A 22,629-nucleotide genomic window follows, 5' to 3' on the forward strand; every position below is an offset into this window, starting at 1 on the left:
GAATTAACTCAAGAAAGAGCCCCGGCCAAAGGGACCGGGGCTCTCGATCGCCACTTGGAGTGAGGAGATCGTTACCTGAAAGCTACGGGCCAGCCAAACTTGTAGTTAACTCGCGCAGTCACGAGATCAAAATCCTGGCGGATGCGATCGTTCCCAAACGAGCCGCCACCGGCAGCGGTGAAGTTCACGTCGCTGGTCGGCATGAACACATGATTATACTCTAGGCCAGCTGACCAGTTCGGCGTCAGGTTGACCTCAAATCCGGCGCCAACGACACCGCCCCAACGTGTCGTGTCCGCGCTCCCAAGCTGTGTGCCTGAAGCAATGGAGCTGACCTGATAGCTGCTGCTAACGACCGCGGTGCCCGCTTTGGCATAAAGCAGCACGTTGCTGACGGCATACCCGATCTGGCCAGTGAACAAGCCGAACGCGTCGATCTTGGTCTGGTTCCTGTTGGCTGGAAAAGCAGTGCTGACATTGGAGCCGTCGAAATCGGCCCAGTTGCCCTGGCCTTCGACGCCAAGCACTGTCTGGCCAATCTGCCAGCGATAGCCGATCTGCCCGCCCACCGTGCCGCCGCTTGCGTCGTGGGAGCCCTCAGGGGTCGTGCCTGCAAAATCCCAGGAGTTGTGGCTCGAACCCCAACCGCCGTTGACGCCAGCATAGAAGCCGCTCCAGTCGTAGAGCGCGACCGCGACCGGAGGCGGTGGCGCCTTGGTGTAGACGGGCTGTGCAGCGAGATCCGCGGCGAATGCAGGCGCCGCAGCGGTGAGTGCGACGATGCTCGCAGTCATAAGCAACAAGTTCTTCATTTCGAGCTTCATTTCCTTTAGTGGCCCCCGGCCTCGCGCGTCATAACAGCGCCCGCGCGAATTGCTGTAACTGCGGCGCAACATTCACTCTCAAAGAATTGGCTTGATCCTGACGCTGCGTAAGGTTGTACGCTTGAGCGTCACTAAAAAAAACGCATCGAGTTGTATCGGATGCGTGCGACAATTCCGACAATGAAGTAGGTGATGTGTGTCGAAACGCGTTGATGAAGGCGGGCCGCCCGCATGCTTTTGCTGATGGACATAGAATGGAGTGCGGCACGAGTTCACTTGGACACACAACGACAACAAATGTGCCTTCCTCGAAGCTGTCGTGTCCATCTGCGAGAAAATAGGCGGGGCAGCGATGCCGCGCCGTATTGGCAACCGCTCCATGGAAAGCTGCACGCTATGTTTTCACGGCTTTACAGTACCGAGCAGACCGCGCGCTGAAACAATCCGCTACACTGAACCGGACTCGCTCGGCGATGCTTTGCTGCATGCCCAGCAACGAATGTCAGAATGCCCAGGGCCCCGCGTCTTCGGTTGCTTCGGACGTAGCGGTGTCCGGGATGGGTCGTGGGCCGCTCGCAGGTCTTCTAGGACGACTGTGAGCCTGGCGATGCACCTTTTGGGTGGCGAGTTCCTATTCTCTATCTGATCCCTATCAGCCCAGTTTGCGCCACGGGATGAGCATGCAGGTTTGTCTTTTGTATTGGCGGTACTGCTCCCCGAACAGCTCAAGAAGATCACGCTCTTCGAAGAATATCCCGACAAAGATGTAGGTGGTGGTCACGGCCGCAAACAGTAAATGCCCGATTGTCATGATCGGCGCGGCCCAGAACGCGATGATGAAGCCGAGATAGATGGGATGTCGCACGAACTTGTAGTACAGCGGCGTTTTGAACTGCGGCGCCGGTATGCCGCGCCCCCTGAGATTGGCAGCGACTTGACGCAGTCCGAACAACTCGAAATGATCGATAAGGAACGTGCTGGCGAACACCGTCGCCCAGCCGATGAATGATAGCGTCGCGATCATTACGAATATGTCGGGGTCCTCGACCCGCCAAACAACCGTCGGAAGCGGCCTCCACTGCCAGTATAGAAACATGAGGCACAGGCTCGCCATGAGCACGTAAGTACCTCGTTCAATGCAATTCGGCACATATCGCGTCCACCAGTTCTTGAACCCCTTGCGCGCCATGCCAGAGTGCTGGACAGCAAACAGAGCCATCAACAAGGTGTTTATGGAGAACGCATCTATGGCCGACGCCTCAGGCCCCGTGTCAATCGTCTTCGGCACACCTATGCCGCTTACGAAGCCAATAGCGTAGACAATCGTGAAGAGAAATACCCCGTAAGCCACCAAACCATAGAGGAAAGCGATCAATCGTAACCATCGTATCGGGGAAGGTGCTTGTCTTATGGAGTTTACCTTAGGCATGTAACGACTCTGCTTTTGGGCAACGGCTCGCTCAAGGCCGTGGGTGCTGAGGAATAAGGACAATCATCCAATCAAAGCCTTAGGATCCTGCACACGTGCTGGAGATGCAGCCGATATGCAGCGCAGCGCCGACCAAATGCTCGATCGTCACCAGCAAAGAGCTGCCAACCGTGTGCATAGGGCCGCTGAGCGAAGTGGATGAAGGGAAAAACCTGAACCTGACTAGCCTCAGAGCGATATGGCAACGAGTGGGTCTCATCGTGAACTCCTGGCGCAGTTGGCTGCCAGCAACATTGGTTGCGGAGGTTTCGTTCTCATCCCAGCAAACGGCGTGCCGATCGCGGGATTGGGGCCACATCGTGCATGACCGGAGAACACCCGTGCTACCGGCGGCCCAACGAGAATAATGCTGAGGCTTTTGGGAGGTCTGACATCGTCGTCGTCACCTGATACGCCTGGCAGGCGCCCACGTGATGCCAGCCACTCCTCGCGCTGCTTGCGCGGGTCCTGACGATGATGCACCTTAAGGCGACTTGATGCCGCGCAATTCTGGGGATACCGCCTCAGAAGCCCGACGCGCCGGCAGCGCGAACTTGGTATGTCCGGGCATCCAGCACCTCGACGAGGTCACGCGGTTGATACGGCCACTCGCCGGGCAAGCCGCCAGCTCTTCGTTTCGCTCGTCGCGGTCGACTACGCCCCGCGGCATGGCGCTGCGGTGCGCCCCTGTTGAGCATTGGGAGCGGATACATGGCCAGTTGCCGCGGCTTTCCGCTTTTGGGACGGAAGTCTGCTGATGCCAGAAGAAGTCGCCTTCAACTGGATTCCGATCATGTTGAGGTCATGGCGTAACGCAATGACTGAGGCACGGCAGTTGCTCGATCAGCTCGACAAGACCGAGACCCCAACGCCGCGATCGTACACGCCAACGGCGGCGATGCGTCTCGAGCTGGCTCGTGGGGCTCCGGCTGCGGCAATTGCGTGTCTCATAGTCACCGGACCAGCGGCTGATCGTCGCATTCGATCGCAAGGGTGCAGAGCCTGCCGCGCCTCCTTGGGGCATGCCCGCAAGTCATCCGTTTACATGAGCGGCGGTCTGAACGGCGATCATAGCCTGCAATCCTCTCCTGATGCGCGGAAGTCCAGCTCATCAGGCCGTGCAAAGCCCTCAGTCACCGGCAATTGCAGCCTGTTTGTTCGAAACAATGAACTTGAAGTGACTGGCGCGTCAGGTTGTAGGCTGGAGACCATATGATGCTCGCTTATTGAAAGCACAGTGACGCTAATATCGGAGGGAATTGTGGCTGCAGCAAGCTCGTCGACAGAAGTGGGCGGTGGAAAGCCAACGCTCTCGGCTCCTGATGATGATCCATATCTCTGGCTGGAAGAGATAGAGGGGCCGCAGGCGCTCGACTTTGTCGAGCAGCAGAATGGCAAGACTCTGCGGGTGTTCGGCGGAGCGACATTCACCAGGGATCGCGACGAGTTGGCTTCGATCTACGACCGGGCGGACAATATACCCTACGTAAGCCGGCACGACGACCATCTCTACAATCTTTGGAAAGATGCCGACAATCCGCGCGGCCTCTGGCGTCGGACGACTTTAGAAGAATTTCGAAAGTCGAAGCCGTCATGGGAGGTTTTACTTGATGTGGATCGGCTCGCGGCCGCGGAAGGCGAGGACTGGCTTGTAAGCTGGATCGCCATGCTGCCTGGTAGCCCGCAAGTCATTCTCGCTCTGTCGCGGGGCGGTAGCGATGCTGTGACGCTAAGCGAGTTCGACTTGACTACGAAGCATTTTGTGCCTGATGGTTTTGTGCTTGGGGAGGCGAAGAGTAGTGCCGCTTGGGTCGATCAGGACACACTACTGTTGTCCAGCGCCTATGGCGAGGGCATGTCGACATTGTCGGGCTATGCTAGGACCGTCCGATTGTGGCGCCGCGGTGAACCCATCGAACGAGCGGCAGTGGTGTTTGAGACGACCGTCGATCGCATTGGCGTCAGCTGCGAGATCGATCGAACCGGCGAAGAGAAACGCGTCTGGTTCACCGATCAGCTGAATTACTTAAATTCCCAGACATGGCTTGGAACCGAGAAAGGGGCGCTCATCAAGCTCGACCTTCCTAGCGATATCTGGCTAGCGGCGCATCAGGATTGGCTCGCGGTGAAGCTTCGCTCGGCCGCGACATTCGATCGAATAATCTACCCGACAGATACCCTGATTGGCATATCGTTGACCGCCTTTCTCGCTGGGAAGCGCAATTTCGCGGTGCTTTTTCTGGCAAACCCGCGGCGAGCACTGCAGGGGTTCTTCTGGTCGGGCGGTAAGCTTGTCCTCTCCATCCTAGACGAGCTGCGGCCGGTCTTAGAGAGTTGGACGCCATCCACTACGACTTGGAGCCGTGAGCAGCTGAGCATGCTTCCCGATATGGGCCTCGTTGATGTCTGGCCACTTGATCGCGATCCATCCGAGAGCAACGACGATCTGCTTGCGCAGATCCAGGATCCGCTCACGCCCCCGTTACTGATGCTCCTGGAGCGAGGCGTAGCAAGTCCAGCGGTGCTGAAGGAGGCGCCAAAGACCTTTAGCGCCGATGGTCTGGTGGTCACCCAGCATGAGGCGATCTCGGTCGACGGCGAGCGCATTCCTTATGTGCAGACCGGGCCGATGCGGGAGACGGGCGATGCACCCGTCCATATGAGCGGCTATGGCGGGTTCGGCATCTCAGTGAAGCCGTACTACAATTCAGCGCTCGGCAAGCTGTGGCTCGAGCGTGGGGGCACCACGGTGCAGGCGCATTTGCGCGGCGGCGGCGAGTTCGGCACGCGCTGGCACGATGCTGGGCGGCTTGCCCGCAAGCGGCTGTCGCATGATGATTTCGCGGCGGTCGCCGCCGATCTCGTGCGGCGGGGAGTGACGCAGGCGAAGCGCATCGCGGCCGAAGGCGGATCGAACGGCGGAATCCTCATCACCAACATGCTGACGCGGTACCCTGAGCGCTTCGGCGCGCTGTTCTGCACGATCCCGCTGATCGACATGCGCCGCTACACAAAACTGCTCGCGGGCGCGAGCTGGATCGCGGAATATGGCGACCCAGATAAGGTAGAAGAGTGGAAGTGGCTGAAGACCTATTCGGCCTATCACGCCGCAAAGCCCGGCCAGCCCTATCCGCCGATTCTGATCGCCACGACGCGGCGGGACGATCGCGTCCATCCCGGACACGCGCGCAAGATGGTCGCAAAACTCCAACGGATGGGCTATGAGGCCTATCTCTACGAGCCGGACGCTGGCGGTCACGGCTATGGCCGAGACAACAAGGAACATGCCGGCTTTCAGGTGCTGGGCTTCCAATTCCTGAAAAGCAAGATTGGCTGGCTCGACGAGACGGCCTGAGCGAGCTTCGCCCGTACCCGCAAACACCAGCCTGAAAATGCTGACCGGATGTTTAGCGATCTGACCTGCGAGAGGTCGGAATAGGCCACACGCAACGTCAGTACTTCCAAACGTTCGTGGGGTGCGTTCGTGCAGGATCAGTCTGTAACGTGCAGATTCCTGCTTATCACTGACATATTCGCGCGGCCCAAGCCGCGAGATTGGCTCTAAGTTTAGCGGTGAGCCATCCTTCAGCTTGGAAGACGGAAGGGGTATCCGATGGGTTCAGAGCCCTTGCGTATGCAACCCACGCATGCTTGGCAGCTCCACTTCGGCCCTGCTAGATGTGTGCACAGAATCCCAACGGAGTTGTTATGCCCAAGACGCTGAACAAGAAGAGTGTACGTCGCGAGTACACTAAGACAGAAGTAAAAGAACTGCGCGCACATTCGAGGGCGAAGACACCCGTTTCGAAAATCGCAAAGCTGACAAAGCGAACAACCGGATCGCTGCGTCAGAAGGCACGAAAGTTAGGCATCCCGCTCGGACACCGACGGTAGTCAGGGCGCCGCACGGTAGAAGCACCGCGCGGAAGCACCCGAAATCAAGTACATTGGTGAGAGGAAGCTCGGCGCCATCTGAGTTTGGTGTCATGCACTCACCGCGTCATCGACCGGCTGTGCGCTGAGACTACCTTGTGCGGAACGCAAGGTGCGCCGGGCAACCGTATGGCAACACGTTCGGCGGCATGAAAAAGCCGCCGGGATACACCGGCCACATGATCGAGCGCGCATGTGTCACTTGGAAGCTACTTTATGGACCTGCGCCGTGTCTTGATTGTAAGGCCGTATGTCCGCCTCTTCCGGTGAGGTGGCTCGCGCCTACACTGCGCGTCCGAGGGTTACTCAGGCGTACGGAGCCGATCCTCATTAGAGGGGAACGAACCATGGCAGATTATAGGGAAGCATTTGTCGGAATCGGCCTCGCGCAGCTGAGAAACGGCATCGTGATCGCGGAAAGAGGCCAGAACGAGAGATTCGCTCGGCTCAAGGCCGCCGATCAGCGGGCTCGGACTGACCGGGAACAACCTCTTGAGGCTCCGCACCAAGCTAATGTCAAATAGCTGGTTGCAGTCAGTCCGCCGGTCGCCTTCGAGAGAAGCACGAGCGTGGCGACGCGAAGTTCGGAGCAACACTCCAAAACCTCTACAAAGAACGCTTGCAGCGTTATGAGGGCACATGTGCGGCCGAAAAACCTAGCACAAAGCGAGCTAGAGAACTCTCCGCTCCGGAATAAGGCGGTTCGGGACGGCCGCAAGTCTACGGGAGCTTATCAATGACCGAAATAGCGGAAAGTTTCCGACCACAGGTTTGCCCTTTGAGCACGTATTGCTTGAAACGACACAATTAAGAGGGCTCGTTCAACGAGCTCTTTTAGCATTTGGTGATCGGCCTGATCCGGTGCAGCACCGAATTGGCATATTCCTCGCGCTCGCGCATGAAGCGCTGTTGATGGGCCTTGAATCTCTCGACCCGCTTCCTGATCTGATCGCGTTCGCTGCCACCATAGTCGGGCACGCTGAGGCCATCCCGTGGACGACTTTCTTCGGTTGAGGCCGGGGCCTGCTCGATCTCCACCTGCGATTCGGCGAACGCCATCGCTTCAGCGACAAGCGCATCGAGTTCGCTCTTCCAATCACGCATTGACGCTCTCCCGCGCAGTACGTCCAGTTAGACAAGCCAGTTCATCACAAGCTAGGCCGCGACGTGGCGGAGACGCTGGTCGCAACATAGGGACGCCACCTTATCCGCTTGTCTTCGAAGGAGCCGCCTTGCCGGCCGCCCTCGGGTTCAAAATACTCGTTGTGAAACAATTCAATCCAGCCCCGTGTCAGAGGTCTTCTAGAGCCAAACGCATCGTCTCCTAGTTTAGGTTTCGGGACGCTTAAGGCAGCCCGATCCGGTTTGCGCTGGTCAGCGAAGCGCCACACATTAAACAGACGCGAGGTGCCGAACTCGATGTGGAACGCTGCTGGCAATGAGGCACCTCAGTTCGACTTCGGCGTGGTCGCTGCGGCGGGCTGCGGGGCCGCCCCGGGTGCCCGGCCGACGATGACGGTCAGGAGGCCCTGGCCCCAGAGGCGCTTGGCGGCCTGCTTGGCGTCGTCCAGCGTCACGGCATCGACGATGGCGTTGCGCTTCTCGATATAGTCGATCGGCAGCTTGTCCTGCTGATATTCCAGCAGCGCCAGCGCGAGCTTGGAGGAGGTGTCGAGCGCGAGCATCTGCGAACCCTTGAGATAGGACTTCGCCTCGTCGAGCTCCTTCTGCGTCGGTCCCTCCTCGGCGATGCGGCGCACCCCCTTCTCGACGGCGTCGAGCGTGTCGCCGGCGCGGTCAGCGCGCGTGCCGGTGTCGCCGATGAAGACGGCCGAGTGCTCCATCCACAACAGCGATTCACGCACCGAATAGGCAAGCCCACGCTTCTCGCGCACCTCGTGAAAAAGCCGGGAGGACAATCCGTCGCCGCCCAGGATGTGGTTGACGACGTAGGCGGCCATGAAGTTCGGATCGCTGCGCTTCACGCCGGGGCCGCCGAAGGTGATCACGGTCTGCGGCACGTCGAGCGGAACGAAGGCGCGCTGCGGCGGCGCGGCTGACTCGACGTCGGGGACCGGCGCGAGGTTCGCCTTGGCCGGCAAACTGCCGAAGGTCTTGTCGAGCAGTCGGCCCAGGGTTGCCGGATCGACGTCGCCGACGACCGCGACCTTCAGCGTGTCCCTGGCGAGGATGCGGCCGACGTAATCCTTCATGTCGGCGACCGTGATGGTCGGCACGCTTTCAAGCGTCCCGGTGGTCTGCCGACCGTACGGATGATCGCCGAAGGCGACCTCGAGGAACTTGCGTCTGGCGAGCGCAGTCGGATTGGTGGTGTCACGGCGCAGGCCCGAGATGACCTGGGACCTGATGCGCTCGACATCCGCGGTGTCGAAATGCGGCAAGGTCAGCGCCATCCTCAACAGGTCGAAAGCCTCGTCCTTGTTGTCGCGGAGCATGCGCAGGCTGCCGCGAAAAGTGTCGCGGGTGGCGCTGAAGGAGAGCTTGATGGCGCGACGGTCGAGCCGCTCGTGGAAGGTCTTGGAATCGAGTTCGCCGGAGCCTTCGTCGAGGAGGTCGCCGACGAGATTGGCGACGCCCGGCTTGTCCTTGGGATCCTGTGTCGCACCGCCAGCAAAGGAATACTCCATCGCGATCAGCGGCACGGTTGCGTCCTGCACGAACCAGGCTTCGATACCGCCGGGGGAGGTCAGATGCTGGATCTTGGCCGCGGCCTGCGAGGGCGCGATGGACGCTAAGGAGAGCGTCACCGAGGTGACGACGGAGAGCGCGATGCCGCGCACGCGAGGCAATGGATAGGTCACGAACGCTTCTCCTCGCGCTTAGCGGTTGTGGTGTCCTTGATCAGATAGCCGGTGACCGAGCGCTTCTTCTCGAGCCACTTTTGCGCGGCGGCGCGCACCTGTTCGGCGGTGACGGCGCGGATGCGATCCGGCCAGCTGCGGATGTCCTGGACGGACTGGCCCGTGGTCAACGCGCCGCCATACCAGTACGCCAGCAACGTCTGATTGTCCTGAGCATAGATCGCCTTCGCGATGAGCTGGGTCTTGACCCGCTCGAGATCCTCGGCGCGGATCGGGTTCTGCACGTTGTCGGCGATCACGCCGTCGATCACCTCCTCGACCTCGGTGAAACTGACGCCCTGCTTCGGCGAGGCCGAGATCGAGAACTGGCTCGGGTCGAGCGAGATGCTCGAATAGCTGGCGCTGGCCGAGACCGTGAGCGGCTTGTCGACGACGAGCGCGCGGTAGAGATAGGAGTTGCTGCCGCTGCCCATCAGTTGCGCGAGCACCTCGAGTGCGGCGCTCTCGCCGGCCGCCGCTGTGGTTGCCGACGGCACAAGGTAATAGCGGCGGACGCCGGGCTGCTCGACGCGCGGATCGGACAGCGTAACGGTGCGCGGGGCGGCGGGCTCCGGCTCTTGCGGACGTATGCGCTGCGCGGGGATCGCCGGCTGTGCCGGGATCGGGCCGAAATTGCGCTCGACCAGCGGGCGCACGTCGGCGACCTCGACGTCGCCAGCGATTACCAGGATCGCGTTGTTCGGCGCATAGAAGCGGCGGTAGAACGCCAGAGCATCCTCGCGATCAAGCTTCTCGATCTCCTGGTGCCAGCCGATCACCGGCCGGCCGTAGGGGTGGTTGAGATAGAGCGCGGCCCTGACCTGCTCGTCCAGTCGCTCCTCGGGGCTATTGGCAACGCGCATATTGTATTCTTCGAGCACGACCTCGCGCTCGGGCAGCACGTTCTCGTCCCTGAGCACGAGCCCGGTCAAGCGATCAGCTTCGAACTCCATCATCGTCGGCAGCTGCTCGCGCGGCACGCGCTGAAAATAGTTGGTAAAGTCGACCGAAGTGGAGGCGTTCTCGTTGCCGCCGACGCGATGCACCGTCCGGGAAAATTCGGCGACCGGATGTTTCTTCGTGCCCTTGAACATCAGATGCTCGAGGAAATGGGCGAGCCCCGATTTGCCACCGGTCTCGTCCGCCGAGCCGACCTTGTACCAGATCATCTCGGTGACCACGGGCGTGCGGTGGTCGGGAATCACCACGACTTGGAGGCCGTTACCAAGCGTGAAGCTGCTGGGGGGTACGGAGCTCGCAGGAGTCTCGGCTGACATGGCATCTGTCAAGGAGGCCCAGCTCAGGACCAGCGCTAGAACGCAAGCAACCGATCGTGATGACCGGAGCCTTGACAGTACTCGAGGTAGAATTTCCGGAACGAAAGCACGCTCTGGCGGCCGGTGGGACGCGGCATTGTTCTCGACCTTGTTCGTCAGCCACTGGATTGGCATGATTTTTTGCAAGCTCCACTGCAGTTGGTTCTGGACGAGGAATGGGATCATGATCGAAGTCATCTATCTGCTGCTCCATGATCAATCGACAGATCGGCTTGCTACAGGGGGATTATCGTGGTCTGCCGGGTTCGCCGGCTAACCCAAAGCATTGGTCGTGCCAAAGAAGAAACTCTTTGAACTACAACGTGGTCGCCTAAAAAGCCTGTTCGCATGTTCACACGCAGTCGTACATCGGACACGGTAGGCGCTCTTTGCGACAGGTGTGGCTATCGATGTGGCTATCGAGAGGCCTCCTTCGGGCGGAGCGGGGTTGGACCCGCGTAGCGACCTACGGCAGCGTCTTGATAATCATTCTGCTGTCGATACGCCCAGCCGGACCTTGCGCGATCGGCTGGCGGCCTTTGTCACCAATGGCGGCGAAGTCGAAGCCAGGATTGCTACGGTCGCCTCCTCAAATTTCATGCAAATCCTGCAAACGCTTTCTCTTGATTTTAGCAGAAGCGCTGTGACTTTGGCGCAATCAAATGCGAGCTCAGGCGCCACTCGTCAATCAAGCCCGTGGAAGGTGGTGAAAGCCGATCGTTATCTCGGCCACTGATCGCGACGAGACCGGCCCGTGCAATGGATACTCGCCTCGCACGGCCAAAGTCCCGGCTTAGTCTTCGCCTAACTGGAGCTGCTGTTGCAGCTTAGTTTTGGATTTTTCGTTCGGCTGGCCGCCGCCCCAACGGCGCTCATAAGGGACGACTATCGTTACCAGACGTTGCAAGCCATCCCTTCCCTTAGCGAAACATTTTAGACGCCATGACACGCATATTGATAAATGCCACTTCTCAGACTCGTCTACGTATCAAGCCGGAGCAAAACTGCCAGCTGGACACTCAGATATGTCACAGTTCCAATCGACCGTTTTCGGCGAGCGTTCGTAACGATCTGCCGTGCAGCTTTGCCTGCAGCTTATCCAATCTCGCTAGTCCCTCCTCGAGGACGTTCGTCGGGAGGTAGCTAAAGCACAAGCGTACATGGTGACCACTTCGCGGGCCATAATGACGGCCATGCACAAGGTGCACGTCGTGCTCGCGGCGCGCAGCCTCAATGAAAGTCTCAGCCTCAATCCCGCCAGCGAGCCGTACCCAAAACGAGAAACCACCGCTTGGAAGGAGATATTCTGGCGCGCAAAACCGGCTACGCTGCAGTAGCGTGTGCAGGCTGTCCCGCTTGGTACGATAATGCTGGCGTAATCGCACGATGTGCGCATCAAGTGTGCTAGATTGCAGCAACGATAACACGATATTGCTGACAATAGGGCTGACGCCGCCGTCGCATTTGAGACGCGCCAGCCTGTTGATGATATCTGAATCCGCCAGCACCCAGCCCACTCGCAATCCGGGTCCCGCGATCTTGGAGATGCTGTGGACATTTATGACGTTGCCGCCCGGCGGCAGCCAATCATCTAGACCGTTGTACGGCAACTCCGAATAGACGAGATCCTGCACCAACGCCACGCCATGCCGGGCAAGCATCCCGGCAACGCGCGCCATATGGGCGCGCGATATTTGGCGCCCGGTCGGATTATGAAATGCTGGCGCCGTGTAGAAAAGTTTCACGCGGGGCTCGCGGCGCAAGGTCGTTTCAAGCGCGCTCAGATCGACGCCATCGGCGTTCATCCCAAGCTGGAGAATGGTCGCTCCCGTGATCGAAAAGATGCGCAGTGCGCCCAAGTAGGACGGGTCCTCGGTTATGACGATATCGCCTGGGTCGAGCAAGACGTCGCCGATCAATTGCAGAGCCTGTGAAGCACCAGCGGTAAGGATAACCTCCTCATGCTGCACATTATAGCGTTGTGCGAGCCTTGTCCGGAGCTTGGGCAAACCCACCGCGTCCGTATATTGAAGCAGATCGGCCGTGGCGACGCCGGTATTTTGGCTTAATGCGTCCGGCCAGGCCAGCTCTGAGAACATTGCCGGATCGGGGAGCCCATAGGCGAAATTGATGGCGTGCTTCGCACTTGAGTAGTTGAACGGTGTAAAGCCCTGAGCGAGGGAGCTGCGTGTCGAGGCGGTCGAGTTCATGGCTTCTCGTTCATCTCCCGCTACTTTGCTTGGCTCGGCGCTTGCGAAAACGCTCATTGTACGCTGCGATAAAATGCGCAGGTACCACGGCGTTGATGCCTGGGAAGTCTATCTTCGGTGGCAGGCTAGCTTTCGCTGCCAACTTGAAGGACGGCTGCCAGGCTGCACCGAAGAAATGTCGGCCATATCGGATCGCTAGCTCGGGTACCAGAGGATACAGCAGGCTCAGGAATAGCGATATCTCCATGGCGTTCCACATGCCGCTGTTATCACGCGCAAAATCGGCTGCCTCGAAGTAGCTATCGACAAAATCAAGCGCATCCCAGAAGCGGAGTTCCTCGATTGCATCCGCGTAACGCTGAGCCAGGATGCGCAGACGAGATCGCAGACGTCTGCTGTCCAATGTGCGTGCGTTGCCTGCATATTGGCGCAATACATCTTCCCAGACCCGAAGGTGTGATGCCGCCGTGACCAGCCGGTCAACATCGAACTCGCTTTCGTCTCTGCCGAATGGCCGTGCAATTCCAGCGAGCGCATAACGAATGACGTTGGGGTCCACTTCGCGCGCTACCTCGTCGGCCCAAAGCGCATGGTCGCGACCGGTCGAGAACTTTTCGCCCTCGAGCTTGTAGAAGTCCTGGATCGAATGGTTTGTGGGAATCGGATAGCCTCGCGCGAGCAGGACGCCGGTCACACCTATCGTGTAGTAGAAGCGGTTGTCCTGGCCCATGAAAAACACGAGCCGGGTGCTAGGGTCGTGCATGGTTGATTCTGCGTTCCGAAAATCATTGGCGCATTGCTCACGAATCCCGGTGTCGAAGCACCACAAGCCTTCGAACCATGTGAGCAGGGTTTGGCCGAACAAAGGTTCAGGCTCAAGAAGCTCTACACCATGACTGAAGTGGCGCGACATTGGCAAACCATGCCTATCGCTCGCCAGCCAAGCTCGCGCCTTGTCTCGTACGGACTCTGGCCAGGCGCTTTGTCCAATAGCTGTGTCCAGCGCCTGGGTGAGGCGGGGCGTATCGAACACGGCTTGCTCAATGGACCTTAGTGCAAGCTTGTGGCCGCACGTGGTGTGCCGGGCATTACGCAATGCGTCATGCCGAATTGCCAGGCCACAGTTCTCACACAAATTGCTGTCGGTAGCTGAGTTGCATGCCGGACAATTTCCAGTGGCAAGCGAATCCGCGACAAATTCTTCGCAATGCTCGCAATAGAGTTGGACACCATTTCGGACCTTGACGTAACCGGCCTCCTGCAGCTCGCGGAAAATCGAAAGAGCGTTCTCCTTGTGTATCTCGCTGGACGTGCGCACGAAGACATCAGGCGTGATGTGCAGCGCACGCAGGCCCTGCAAGATCTCGTCAATGTGCTTTTGCGCGACCTCGCTAACGCTTTGCCCGAGCTTTCGCGCCTTTACAAGTGTATAGGTGCCATGCTCATCCGCGCCGGTGATGTAGTGCGCCCGATGGCCGGCCATACGCTGAAAGCGCACGAAGATGTCGGCGAGCAAGTATACGCCGCCGACGTGACCGAGATGCAATTTGCCGTTAGGGCAGGGGGGAGCCGGACATACGAAATAGGTACGCACGTCAATCCCACCAGATAGAGAGGAACTTGAGGGTGCTCTCCTGGCTGAGATTGCGGATAGCGTGCGTCTGATGTGGCGCCATGTAGAATAAAGTCACGTCCTTCACCGACCGAGTCTGCCCGCCCGCTTCGAATTCTCCCTCACCGGAGACCAGCACCCACAATTCGTGCTCGTGGTGTGCGTGCAGATCGACCGCGCCGCCGGGGATGACCTCAACGACCGAGGCACCGAACTCGGGGCTGAGATCATCCGGCAAATGCTCCAGCAAGCGACAAACCAGCGCGCCATATTCGTTTCGCATCAGGGAGCGATCGATCTCTTTCGTGTACACGTCGTCTTTCCCCAGCAGTTGCAGTCAATCACGATAAAAGATGCCGTTAGGTTTTTTCAGATCTTCAAGATCAGATACCTTGCCCTCTGGCGGGTTATAGGCGCGTTTCATCCGGTTGTACTCGGCCCGATCAGGGCCGCCCGTGGATGCCCGTTGGAACACCAAATAGATCACGCGGCGAGAGCAATCGCTCTTGTTCGGTAGTGAGTAGTGGGGCGCGTAGTCGTCGAAAATAAAGACGTCGCCTGCCTTCCACGGTGTCGGTTCCCATTCAAAGCTCTCGGCCAGGTCCGGGTTGATGACGCCGCCGGCATCCATGGGAAAGACCCCCTCCTTGTGCCGCCCCGGAGTGAAAAACAAACCTCCATTGTCGGGAGCCGCGTCGTCGATTGCAACGGCTGCAATGGCATGCACCATTCGCTCCGGGATCTTGTGGGGGATATGATAAATGTCCTGATGTGGGCGATAGCCGCCGCTATCAGGATACTTGAAGATCAGCAGCTCCTTGAGCATCCGCGTGTCTTCATCGAGTAGCTTCTCGATCGCAGCGCGAATGCGGCCGTCGGCCAGCAGCGTCTGGCGTAGAGCATCATGGTAGTCCAGGAAGTTCTCGACCTTTGAGATAATCTTACGATTATCGGTGGTCTTCTCGAACCACTTCATCCATTTGTCGGTACTTACGTCCCAGCGCGCGACGTCCTCCACGAAATCAGAGATCCTGTCGCGGGTAGGTGCATCAAAGAAGCCTTCAAGCCGAAGATATCCGTCCCTATGCCATTTCGCCTTTTGTGCGTCGGTCAGCATTTTGCGAGCTCCTTTCTCATGTTACGCAGACCTAGTCTGCCTTTGGGCGGAGTGTGGTTGCCAATACTCCATTAAGTACGGTCGCGCCCAATAGCGTGAGCAACATTGCATTGACGCCAAATTCGTAGATCAACTGCCCTCCAAGCACCGGAAAGCCGAACAATCCGAGAAAATAGGCTAAGGTGAAGATCTGTGAGGCAACTGGTACGGAGAGCCCATGCTCGCCGGCGAGGTTGACGGCTATTCCGTTAAGTGTGGAATAGCTGAGCCCGTAGCCTGTGGCGAAAATTGCGGCGGCCAGGATATAGAGCAAATCGTCGCCAGGATTGACAATGAACAACGCCAATGAGGCCCCGGTCGCGATAATGAGCGTGAGCGCAAGCCGCTCGACGGGCACTCGGCCCATTATATGGGCGACAGAGAATCGGAGCGCCACGCTGGTAACGGTGAATACGAGGAAGAAGAGGTCGGGGTTGAGGTGACGCGATGCCGCATAGGCGCTCTGGTATATCGAGAGTCCTGAGAAAATGCAGGCCGCAACCGCGATCATGAGAATCGGCGCGGCCGTCGCATGTCGAAGCAGGGCGACCGTCTTGGCCAAGGTGACCTCGATGTGAGGCATGGGCACCGAGGGGATGCTCAACATGGCATGCCATGCCACGCCTATGCAGATGGCCGCGATGACACAGGCGATTGCGAACAATGCGTACATGATCGCCATTGAGCCGGTGTATTCAGTTAGAAAGTGGCCGAGCGGAGCCGCTAGGCCGAGCCCGGCCATCTGTGCGCCAGACAAGATCGTCAGATGTTGGATACGGGCCGTGGGGCGTAGATGGCGGATGATCTGCAGCGGCGACAGGATGAACAGCACGGACCATCCCACACCGACGAGCATGCCGCCTGCATAGGCTAGTCGCGCATCTAACGCTGCGGCGGCAAAGGCTGCCATAGCCAGCGCCATCACGATCGAGGCGGCAGCCATCGTCGGCATAATGCCGATACGCTGAGCCAGGCGGCCTGCCAGGCAACAACACACGATTGTCGCAACCATGCCACTGGAGATAATGGAGCCCGCGACCTCGCGCTCAAGACCTAGAATTTCCATATATTCCGGCAAGATGAAGCTCGAGCCATAGGCAGCAGCGATGACACTCGATGCTAGCAAAAATGGTCCGGAGGCGCGGTAGGGCAATCTGCAAGCGAGGCGGTCCGCAGCTCCAGCGGGCACATCGACAATACGTAAGATAGAGGACCGGGCCGCGCTCATGTGATCGCGCTCATGTTTTCCGCCGATGTCATTGCCTCCGATGCAGCGTCCAGCTCTGCATGGTCTGGACTCTCGTATTCGTCGAGCGAGTGTTCAGATCGATCCAGATAGAACGGCTGTCCGAGGAGGCTGTTGATAATGAGGCTGTTGCGGTAGGCCACCAGCGACAGGTTTACGCTCTGTAACCCGTGCTGCAGGCGGCTTTGATTCTGCAAATAGATTGGCCCTGGCATTTTTTGGGTGAAGCTGACCGCGTAGTCCGGGCCGAGCACGGGCAGGTTGTTCTCCATGTGCGCGCTGCTGAGGAGCGACTGCAGAAACAGGGGAGTGCGCGGCCGAAAGCCTGTGGCGAGCACGATGCGATCAACGACGATGCTGCGATGCTGCTGTCTGGTGAGACCGGTCAGTTCTACTCGCCAGCGTTTGTTGAGGGGCGTGATGTGCTTCAGGTTGACATTGCAGAGCAAATGGAAGCTCTCAGATAGCCCACCTTCCACATCTCGTTCATACAAAATGTCGTAGAGGCGATTGCACAGTTCGGCAGAAATGCCATCGCTCGTCAGCTTTTCACGCGCGATGATGGCACGGCGGTGCGCAAGCGGCAGAGCGTGAAAGCGCCTGCTATAACTGGGTATATAGGCCTCGTTGACGAAACTGGTGTCATCCATTGCAAACAGGTTTGAGCGCGAAGTGACCCAGGTAATCCGGGGGGTATCGGGGCGATTGAGCATGAGCTCGACAATCTCTGCGCCGCTCTGACCACCTCCCACCACGAGCACATGCTCCTCCGTCCGAGGTGAACCCCGGTCAAGATAGTCAGCCGCATGGTAGACCGTGTCGCAAATGAGGGGCTTAGCGCACCGGGGCATCTTTGGCTCAACGCCAACCGCTATCACCACGGCGCGCGCCAGATATGTGGTCGTGCTCGTACTGACGCGATAGGCGTCCCTGAAGGGCGCCACGTCTAAGACTTCTTCGTGGAAGCGGAGCGTGCGGAGTTGTCGTGCAACCCACAGGTAATAGTCGGTGAACTCCCGCCGCGAGGTCGAAGCGTTGCGTTTGTTGATGAAATTGTAGATCCGCCCGTTGATGGCGAGGTAATTCAGGAAGGAATAGGGACTGGTGGGGTCCACCAAAGTCACGCAATCCTTGAATGGCGACACTTGCAACCGGCTGTTCGGCAACGCCAACCCCGGATGCCAGCAAAATGCCCCGCGCTTCTCCAGGAATAATGCGCGTAGAGGCGTAGGTTCAATCAGCGCCGCCAGACTGAGATTGAACGGACCGATCCCGACGCCAATGACATCCAGCGTATCCACGAAGCTTTCTCTCGCGCTTTGCGTAAGGTCGTCCCCGCTTGAACAAGGCGGCCAGTTGCAGCGCATGGAAGCCTACAATCTGACATCGCGTGAGATACAAGGTGTTTTATCGCCGCACTGAAGGGGATGTTTGAGTAAGGTTGCATCTCCTCGCCGACCGCAAAACGTGCTTCTCCTGCGGTGTAGTCTCGGGGACGGCGAAAAGATGGGTCGATGGGCGTAGATCGCCGCCAGATATGGGTTATGGTCGTGACTGGACGACGTAAGCGCCCCTCGCGTCGGCTGAAAGCGCGCGCTCTATGGGCTGCTGGCGGAAACAGATGGCCGTGTGCGATACGACTTGAAGCGCTCGGAATGCCGATACCTAATTGCGGCGGAGGCGTTGGGTATTCACGCTCGAAAGCTCTCTGCTAATCGCAAAAAGTTTCTAAGGAGAAGGTCTCCTTGTTGGGTCAGGATCGATTCGGGATGGAACTGCACGCCGAAGGTCGGTTGATCACGATGCGCAAGGGCCATGATCTCGCCCTCGCCCGAACGCGCCGTGACCATAAGGGGCGGCGCGTTCGACGGATCGATCTCAACAACAAGGGAATGGTAGCGCCCCACGCAAAGAGGAGAAGGGAGTCCCTCAAATAGCCCTTGGCCGTCATGCGTGACATGTGAGGACCGACCGTGCATGGGGCGACGAGCACGTGCCACCCGTCCGCCGAAAACACTGCCGATGCACTGGTGCCCAAGGCAGATGCCTAAAATCGGGAGATGGCCTGAAAGCTCGCGAACGATCGAGGTAGATATTCCCGCTTCTGTCGGGGAACACGGACCTGGGGAGATGACAACGGCGCGTGGCTTGAGACAGAGGATAGCGCCGGTGCTGATCACATCGTTCCGGACCACTTCCGTTGCTTCACCAAGCCGGCGGAAGTAACGGGCAATGTTGAAGACGAAGGAATCGTAGTTGTCGATGATGACAATCAAGAGCCACCGGAAGAATTGGCGGCAAATGCATCAAACATTCGCTGTGCTTTGGCGAGTGTCTCATCGTATTCGGCCGCTGGATCCGACATCGCCGTTATCCCGCCACCTGCGTGAAACACAGCCAAGCCGTCGTCGATCGTGACAGTGCGGATCGCAATATTCGTATCCATGTGGCCGCTAAAGGCGATGAACCCGATCGCTCCGCAATAGACCTCTCGCGTTACTCGCTCGATCTCCGTGATAATTTCCATCGATCTCACCTTCGGCGCCCCGGTAACGGAGCCGCCTGGAAAGCAGGCGCGAAGAAGGGCGACGGCGTCTTGGCTCTTTTCTAGATCCCCCGTAACGACTGATACGAGGTGGTGCACAGAGGCGTAGGTTTCGAGATTGCACAGCGCAGGAACTTCAACAGAATGCGGGGTGCATACACGTGACAGATCACTCCGCAGGAGGTCGACGATCATGATGTTCTCGGCACGATCTTTGTCGGATGAGACCAGGAGTTGAGCCTGGCGCTGATCTTCAATGGGCTCAGTGGAGCGCGCGCCCGTGCCTTTGATGGGGCGTGTTTCGACCTGCCGTCCGTCGAGCTTCAGGAAACGCTCCGGCGAGCTTGATGCAATTGTGAGATTGCCGTAACGCAGCAGTGCTGCGAACGGTGCAGGGTTCAATGACCGCAGTTGGCAGTAGAAGGCGACCGGATCAAATGAGGTCGGTAGCCGGGCGCTGAAACGCTGCGCAATATTGACTTGAAAGACGTCTCCGGCCTGAATCAGGTCGATCACGCGCTGAACCGCCGCAATGTAACCCGCGCGGCTGAAGTTCGAGTGCCAGGGTCCGACCGCGCCGTGGGCGTCATTCCTCGCCAAGCTTGAGGTGGCAAGGAGAGCTGCAAACTCATTGGCTCGACGGCGTGCACGCGCAGCTCGGCGCGCGGGATCCTGCTCCGGCCAGCCTGTAGAAACGATCCAGCATCTGTTCTCGCGGTGATCGTAGCTGACGACTACGTCATAGAAATGCAGGATTGCTTGAGGTAAGCGGTGTCCGGAGGCTGCCGGCACGGGCAATCGCTCCAACGTCCTGTTCAGATCGTACCCAAAGACCCCGGCCGCTCCGCCCTGAAATGGCGGCAGATCAGGCCGATGCTCTTGCTGATACCTAGCAAGGAGCGTGCGAAGGGCTCCCCATGGATCGTCGTCAAGACACTGCCCGTTCCAACTCGGCCGCCCGTCCGCGACCATATAAGTGCCGAAAGGGTCGCAGGTCAGATAGGAATAGCGCCCCAGCGGCTCCTGGCTTGCTGCGCTATCAAGGAACGTAAGACAAGTTCGGTGGGCGAGGCGCCGCATTGCTGTGACGGGGGTCATCCATGGCAGTTGGCGGACGTGAATCGGGCTATCGGTCACTGGCAACTTGTATCCGCGCGCTCCCGAGGATGGGCCGCCAAACGAGTATAGATCGGAGCTTGCAAGCTCATGAAACTGACGCTCAGCTTAGCCTCCGCCTGTGGATACGGCGCGGCGAGTGAGGAACCGCACATCGCTTGATACATCGTAGTCCGCCGCGAACCGCAGCTCGCGGAGTGGACGTACCCGCCTGATCGATTCTTGGTATAGGTCATGCGCTTTGTAAGCTGCCAGTTCCGCCTCGTTCTCGAACTCGCCATAAACGATGACGTCGATGTCGTTGCCGAGCTGGTCGCGCTTGCGGTTGCGAGCAACCTCCAGCCGGCTTGCATGCGGAATGGTCGACAGAACCGAAAGGCCTTCGATGATCCGGTCAATGTGCGCCTCATCCTTGGCAGTGAACAAAACGATGTGACGGATCATGGATAGCTCTAGGCGTGCTTTTACAGATGGGGGCGCATAACTAACTTGGGATCGCGGCTTCCGCAACGCAACTCTGCTGCATCGCTGGTTGATGATCGATTGTTCGCGCTGTTGTGCCGCACTCCGTAACTCGCCTCGTCAGACGTTTCTTGATCAGGAGGTCTGAAGGGCCAGGTGCTCGATGGTTTGAATGTGACGCGCGAGCAGATTACAGGCTTGGTCAAGGTTGCGCGCTCGCAGGGCCTGGAAAATCAGGCGATGATCTTGGTTGGACCGTGGGCGCCAGCCGGCCGTGCGCGCCATCGCGAAGACCAGCCGAGAATTGGCAAGCTGAAGTTCGTCGAGACTTGCAAGCAGGCGCGGCATCGCACACGGCGCAACCAGGGCGTAGTGAAAGGCCCGGTTGGCCATCTCAAACTCCTCAATCGTCTGGGCATTGTCTCCTTCAATCAGGGCAAGTTCGATGCGTGCCAAGTGGACCGATGAGAGCTTTGGAGCTGCATTGCGCAGCGCGACCACCTCGAGCGCTGCACGCATCTCGGCGATCTCCTTCACCGAGTTCGTGTCGAGCGGAGCAACCCTCACGCCTCGACGAGGTGCACTCACGACAAGATGTTGAGCCTCCAGTTGTCGAAAAGCCTCGCGCACCGGGACGTGACTTGAATTGAATTCTCGCGCGACATGATCTTGCCGAAGCGGGAAGTTCGGCTGCAGTGCGCCGTTGATAATGCGCTCGCCAATCGACTCGGCGATGCGTCCAGCAGTTGTCCTGTTCCCGCTCATCATAGATTATCTATCGTAAAAATGGGTGCGCCCCGATAACACTTCGACTAGCATCGATCCTATGTCGCTGACGATAGATAATTCGCGTGGTTATCTATGATTATGGACTTGGGGGCTCATGGACGTTTGTGATGGAGTTGACCGGGACGGAAGCTGCGAGCTCGCGCAGGTCGGTGGGACATGGAAACGCACTGATGCCGAAGCGCTCTATGAGCTGCCCTTCGCTGAGCTGATGTTTCGAGCGCAAAGCGTTCATCGCGACAACTTCGATCCAAACCACGTCGAAACAGCTAGCCTGCTCAGCGTCAAGACGGGGGGCTGCCCGGAAGACTGCGGCTACTGCGCGCAGAGCGCGCGCTACGAGACGGGGGTGAAAGCGACCCGCCTGATGGATCGCAGCGACGTCGTCACCGCCGCGCAGCGCGCCAAGAAGGCAGGCGCGACCCGCTTCTGCATGGCTGCGGCTTGGCGAAGTCCGAAGGACCGCGATCTCGATCGGGTCTGCGAGATGGTCAGCGCGGTCAAAGATCTTGGCATGGAAACCTGCGTCACGCTCGGCATGCTGACGCCGAAACAGGCGGCACGGCTTTCCGAGGCGGGGCTCGACTTCTACAATCACAATGTGGACACCTCGCCTGATTTTTACGGCAGGATCATCACCACCCGCTCGCTGCAGGACCGAATTGACACGCTTGAGCGCGTGCGCGAGGCGGGAATCAAGGTCTGCTGCGGCGGCATTATCGGCATGGGCGAGCGCGCCCAGGATCGGCTCGACATGCTCGTCCTGCTCGCCAATCTCTCAAAGCCTCCGGAAAGCGTGCCGATCAATCTTTGGAGCGAGGTCAAGGGGGTTCCGGTCGTTGATACCGCGGAGGCTCCCGATCCGATCGCGCTGGTACGCCTGGTCGCAACCGCTCGGATCATGATGCCCAGAAGCGTGATTCGGTTGTCCGCCGGACGGCATGACATCACCGATGAATTGCACGCGCTGTGCTTTTTGGCCGGTGCAAATTCAATTTTCATCGGGGACGTGCTGCTCACGACTAAAAATCCGACAGCCCACCGCGACGTCAAGTTGTTGACCAAGCTCGGCATCACATCTGCCCTTGCCTGAA

18 protein-coding genes are annotated in these 22,629 nt (G+C 58.9%); 3 read left to right on the forward strand and 15 right to left on the reverse strand.

Features of this window, described 5'->3' with window-relative positions:
* Positions 1-71 precede the first annotated feature (71 nt).
* Positions 72-812, reverse strand: a complete 741-nt coding sequence (locus KUF59_RS07485; RefSeq protein ID WP_258769979.1) for an outer membrane protein — start codon at positions 810-812, stop codon at positions 72-74.
* A 664-nt stretch (positions 813-1,476) separates the two neighbouring features.
* Positions 1,477-2,253 carry a methanethiol S-methyltransferase gene (mddA, locus tag KUF59_RS07490; protein WP_258769080.1) on the reverse strand — a complete coding sequence of 259 codons (777 nt, stop codon included), beginning with the start codon at positions 2,251-2,253 and terminating at the stop codon, positions 1,477-1,479.
* Positions 2,254-3,553: 1,300 nt separating this feature from the next.
* Here mddA and KUF59_RS07495 point away from each other — a divergent pair.
* Positions 3,554-5,647, forward strand: coding sequence for a prolyl oligopeptidase family serine peptidase (locus tag KUF59_RS07495; protein WP_258769081.1), 2,094 nt, complete (start codon positions 3,554-3,556; stop codon positions 5,645-5,647).
* Between the two features lie 1,412 nt (positions 5,648-7,059).
* Here KUF59_RS07495 and KUF59_RS07500 read toward each other — a convergent pair.
* From KUF59_RS07500 to KUF59_RS07510, 3 genes are all read right to left on the reverse strand, one after another.
* On the reverse strand, positions 7,060-7,329 hold the full coding sequence (locus KUF59_RS07500) for a hypothetical protein (protein WP_258769082.1): 270 nt from the start codon (positions 7,327-7,329) through the stop codon (positions 7,060-7,062).
* A 344-nt stretch (positions 7,330-7,673) separates the two neighbouring features.
* Positions 7,674-9,047: a M16 family metallopeptidase gene (locus KUF59_RS07505; protein ID WP_258769083.1), complete on the reverse strand. Its 1,374-nt coding sequence runs from the start codon at positions 9,045-9,047 to the stop codon at positions 7,674-7,676.
* Positions 9,044-10,363, reverse strand: a complete 1,320-nt coding sequence (locus KUF59_RS07510; protein ID WP_258769084.1) for a M16 family metallopeptidase — start codon at positions 10,361-10,363, stop codon at positions 9,044-9,046. Before KUF59_RS07510 ends, KUF59_RS07505 begins: the two co-directional genes overlap by 4 nt.
* Positions 10,364-10,850: 487 nt before the next feature.
* Here KUF59_RS07510 and KUF59_RS07515 point away from each other — a divergent pair, with 487 nt between their 5' ends.
* Positions 10,851-11,138, forward strand: a complete 288-nt coding sequence (locus KUF59_RS07515) for a hypothetical protein (RefSeq protein ID WP_258769085.1) — start codon at positions 10,851-10,853, stop codon at positions 11,136-11,138.
* Positions 11,139-11,430: 292 nt separating this feature from the next.
* Here the strand turns inward: KUF59_RS07515 and KUF59_RS07520 are convergent, their stop codons facing one another.
* From KUF59_RS07520 to KUF59_RS07565, 10 genes are all read right to left on the reverse strand, one after another.
* Positions 11,431-12,612: an aminotransferase-like domain-containing protein gene (locus KUF59_RS07520; RefSeq protein ID WP_258769086.1), complete on the reverse strand. Its 1,182-nt coding sequence runs from the start codon at positions 12,610-12,612 to the stop codon at positions 11,431-11,433.
* Positions 12,613-12,622: 10 nt separating this feature from the next.
* Positions 12,623-14,206 (reverse strand): class I tRNA ligase family protein, encoded by a 1,584-nt coding sequence (locus tag KUF59_RS07525; protein WP_258769087.1) that lies wholly within the window; start codon positions 14,204-14,206, stop codon positions 12,623-12,625.
* A gap of 1 nt (position 14,207) precedes the next feature.
* Positions 14,208-14,537: a cupin domain-containing protein gene (locus KUF59_RS07530; RefSeq protein WP_258769089.1), complete on the reverse strand. Its 330-nt coding sequence runs from the start codon at positions 14,535-14,537 to the stop codon at positions 14,208-14,210.
* Positions 14,538-14,561: 24 nt separating this feature from the next.
* A complete protein-coding gene (locus tag KUF59_RS07535) occupies positions 14,562-15,341 on the reverse strand; it encodes a phytanoyl-CoA dioxygenase family protein (RefSeq protein WP_258769090.1) in 780 nt (259 codons plus the stop codon).
* Between the two features lie 31 nt (positions 15,342-15,372).
* Positions 15,373-16,608, reverse strand: a complete 1,236-nt coding sequence (locus KUF59_RS07540; protein WP_258769091.1) for an MFS transporter — start codon at positions 16,606-16,608, stop codon at positions 15,373-15,375.
* Positions 16,605-17,927, reverse strand: coding sequence for a lysine N(6)-hydroxylase/L-ornithine N(5)-oxygenase family protein (locus KUF59_RS07545; protein WP_258769092.1), 1,323 nt, complete (start codon positions 17,925-17,927; stop codon positions 16,605-16,607). Before KUF59_RS07545 ends, KUF59_RS07540 begins: the two co-directional genes overlap by 4 nt.
* A 390-nt stretch (positions 17,928-18,317) precedes the next feature.
* Positions 18,318-18,902: an anthranilate synthase component II gene (locus KUF59_RS07550; RefSeq protein WP_258769093.1), complete on the reverse strand. Its 585-nt coding sequence runs from the start codon at positions 18,900-18,902 to the stop codon at positions 18,318-18,320.
* A complete protein-coding gene (gene pabB, locus KUF59_RS07555) occupies positions 18,899-20,308 on the reverse strand; it encodes an aminodeoxychorismate synthase component I (protein ID WP_408918111.1) in 1,410 nt (469 codons plus the stop codon). The genes KUF59_RS07550 and pabB overlap by 4 nt, the downstream gene beginning before the upstream one ends.
* Before the next feature lie 87 nt (positions 20,309-20,395).
* The gene (locus tag KUF59_RS07560) at positions 20,396-20,731 is read right to left on the reverse strand and encodes a Dabb family protein (RefSeq protein WP_258769094.1); all 336 of its coding nucleotides are present in this window, start codon (positions 20,729-20,731) and stop codon (positions 20,396-20,398) included.
* 153 nt (positions 20,732-20,884) lie between these two features.
* The gene (locus tag KUF59_RS07565; protein WP_258769095.1) at positions 20,885-21,517 is read right to left on the reverse strand and encodes a GntR family transcriptional regulator; all 633 of its coding nucleotides are present in this window, start codon (positions 21,515-21,517) and stop codon (positions 20,885-20,887) included.
* 115 nt (positions 21,518-21,632) lie between these two features.
* Here KUF59_RS07565 and bioB point away from each other — a divergent pair, with 115 nt between their 5' ends.
* Positions 21,633-22,628, forward strand: a complete 996-nt coding sequence (bioB, locus tag KUF59_RS07570) for a biotin synthase BioB (RefSeq protein WP_258769096.1) — start codon at positions 21,633-21,635, stop codon at positions 22,626-22,628.
* Position 22,629 lies beyond the last annotated feature (1 nt).

The sequence above is a fragment of the Bradyrhizobium arachidis genome (assembly GCF_024758505.1).
Taxonomy (GTDB): domain Bacteria; phylum Pseudomonadota; class Alphaproteobacteria; order Rhizobiales; family Xanthobacteraceae; genus Bradyrhizobium; species Bradyrhizobium manausense_C.

Coding starts and splice junctions, on each gene's coding strand:
- KUF59_RS07485 (WP_258769979.1), bottom strand. CDS start 812: ATGAAGAACTTGTTGCTTATGACTGCGAGCATCGTCGCACTCACCGCT.
- mddA (WP_258769080.1), bottom strand. CDS start 2,253: ATGCCTAAGGTAAACTCCATAAGACAAGCACCTTCCCCGATACGATGG.
- KUF59_RS07500 (WP_258769082.1), bottom strand. CDS start 7,329: ATGCGTGATTGGAAGAGCGAACTCGATGCGCTTGTCGCTGAAGCGATG.
- KUF59_RS07510 (WP_258769084.1), bottom strand. CDS start 10,363: ATGTCAGCCGAGACTCCTGCGAGCTCCGTACCCCCCAGCAGCTTCACG.
- KUF59_RS07520 (WP_258769086.1), bottom strand. CDS start 12,612: ATGAACTCGACCGCCTCGACACGCAGCTCCCTCGCTCAGGGCTTTACA.
- KUF59_RS07535 (WP_258769090.1), bottom strand. CDS start 15,341: ATGCTGACCGACGCACAAAAGGCGAAATGGCATAGGGACGGATATCTT.
- KUF59_RS07540 (WP_258769091.1), bottom strand. CDS start 16,608: ATGAGCGCGGCCCGGTCCTCTATCTTACGTATTGTCGATGTGCCCGCT.
- KUF59_RS07560 (WP_258769094.1), bottom strand. CDS start 20,731: ATGATCCGTCACATCGTTTTGTTCACTGCCAAGGATGAGGCGCACATT.
- KUF59_RS07565 (WP_258769095.1), bottom strand. CDS start 21,517: ATGATGAGCGGGAACAGGACAACTGCTGGACGCATCGCCGAGTCGATT.
- bioB (WP_258769096.1), top strand. CDS start 21,633: ATGGACGTTTGTGATGGAGTTGACCGGGACGGAAGCTGCGAGCTCGCG.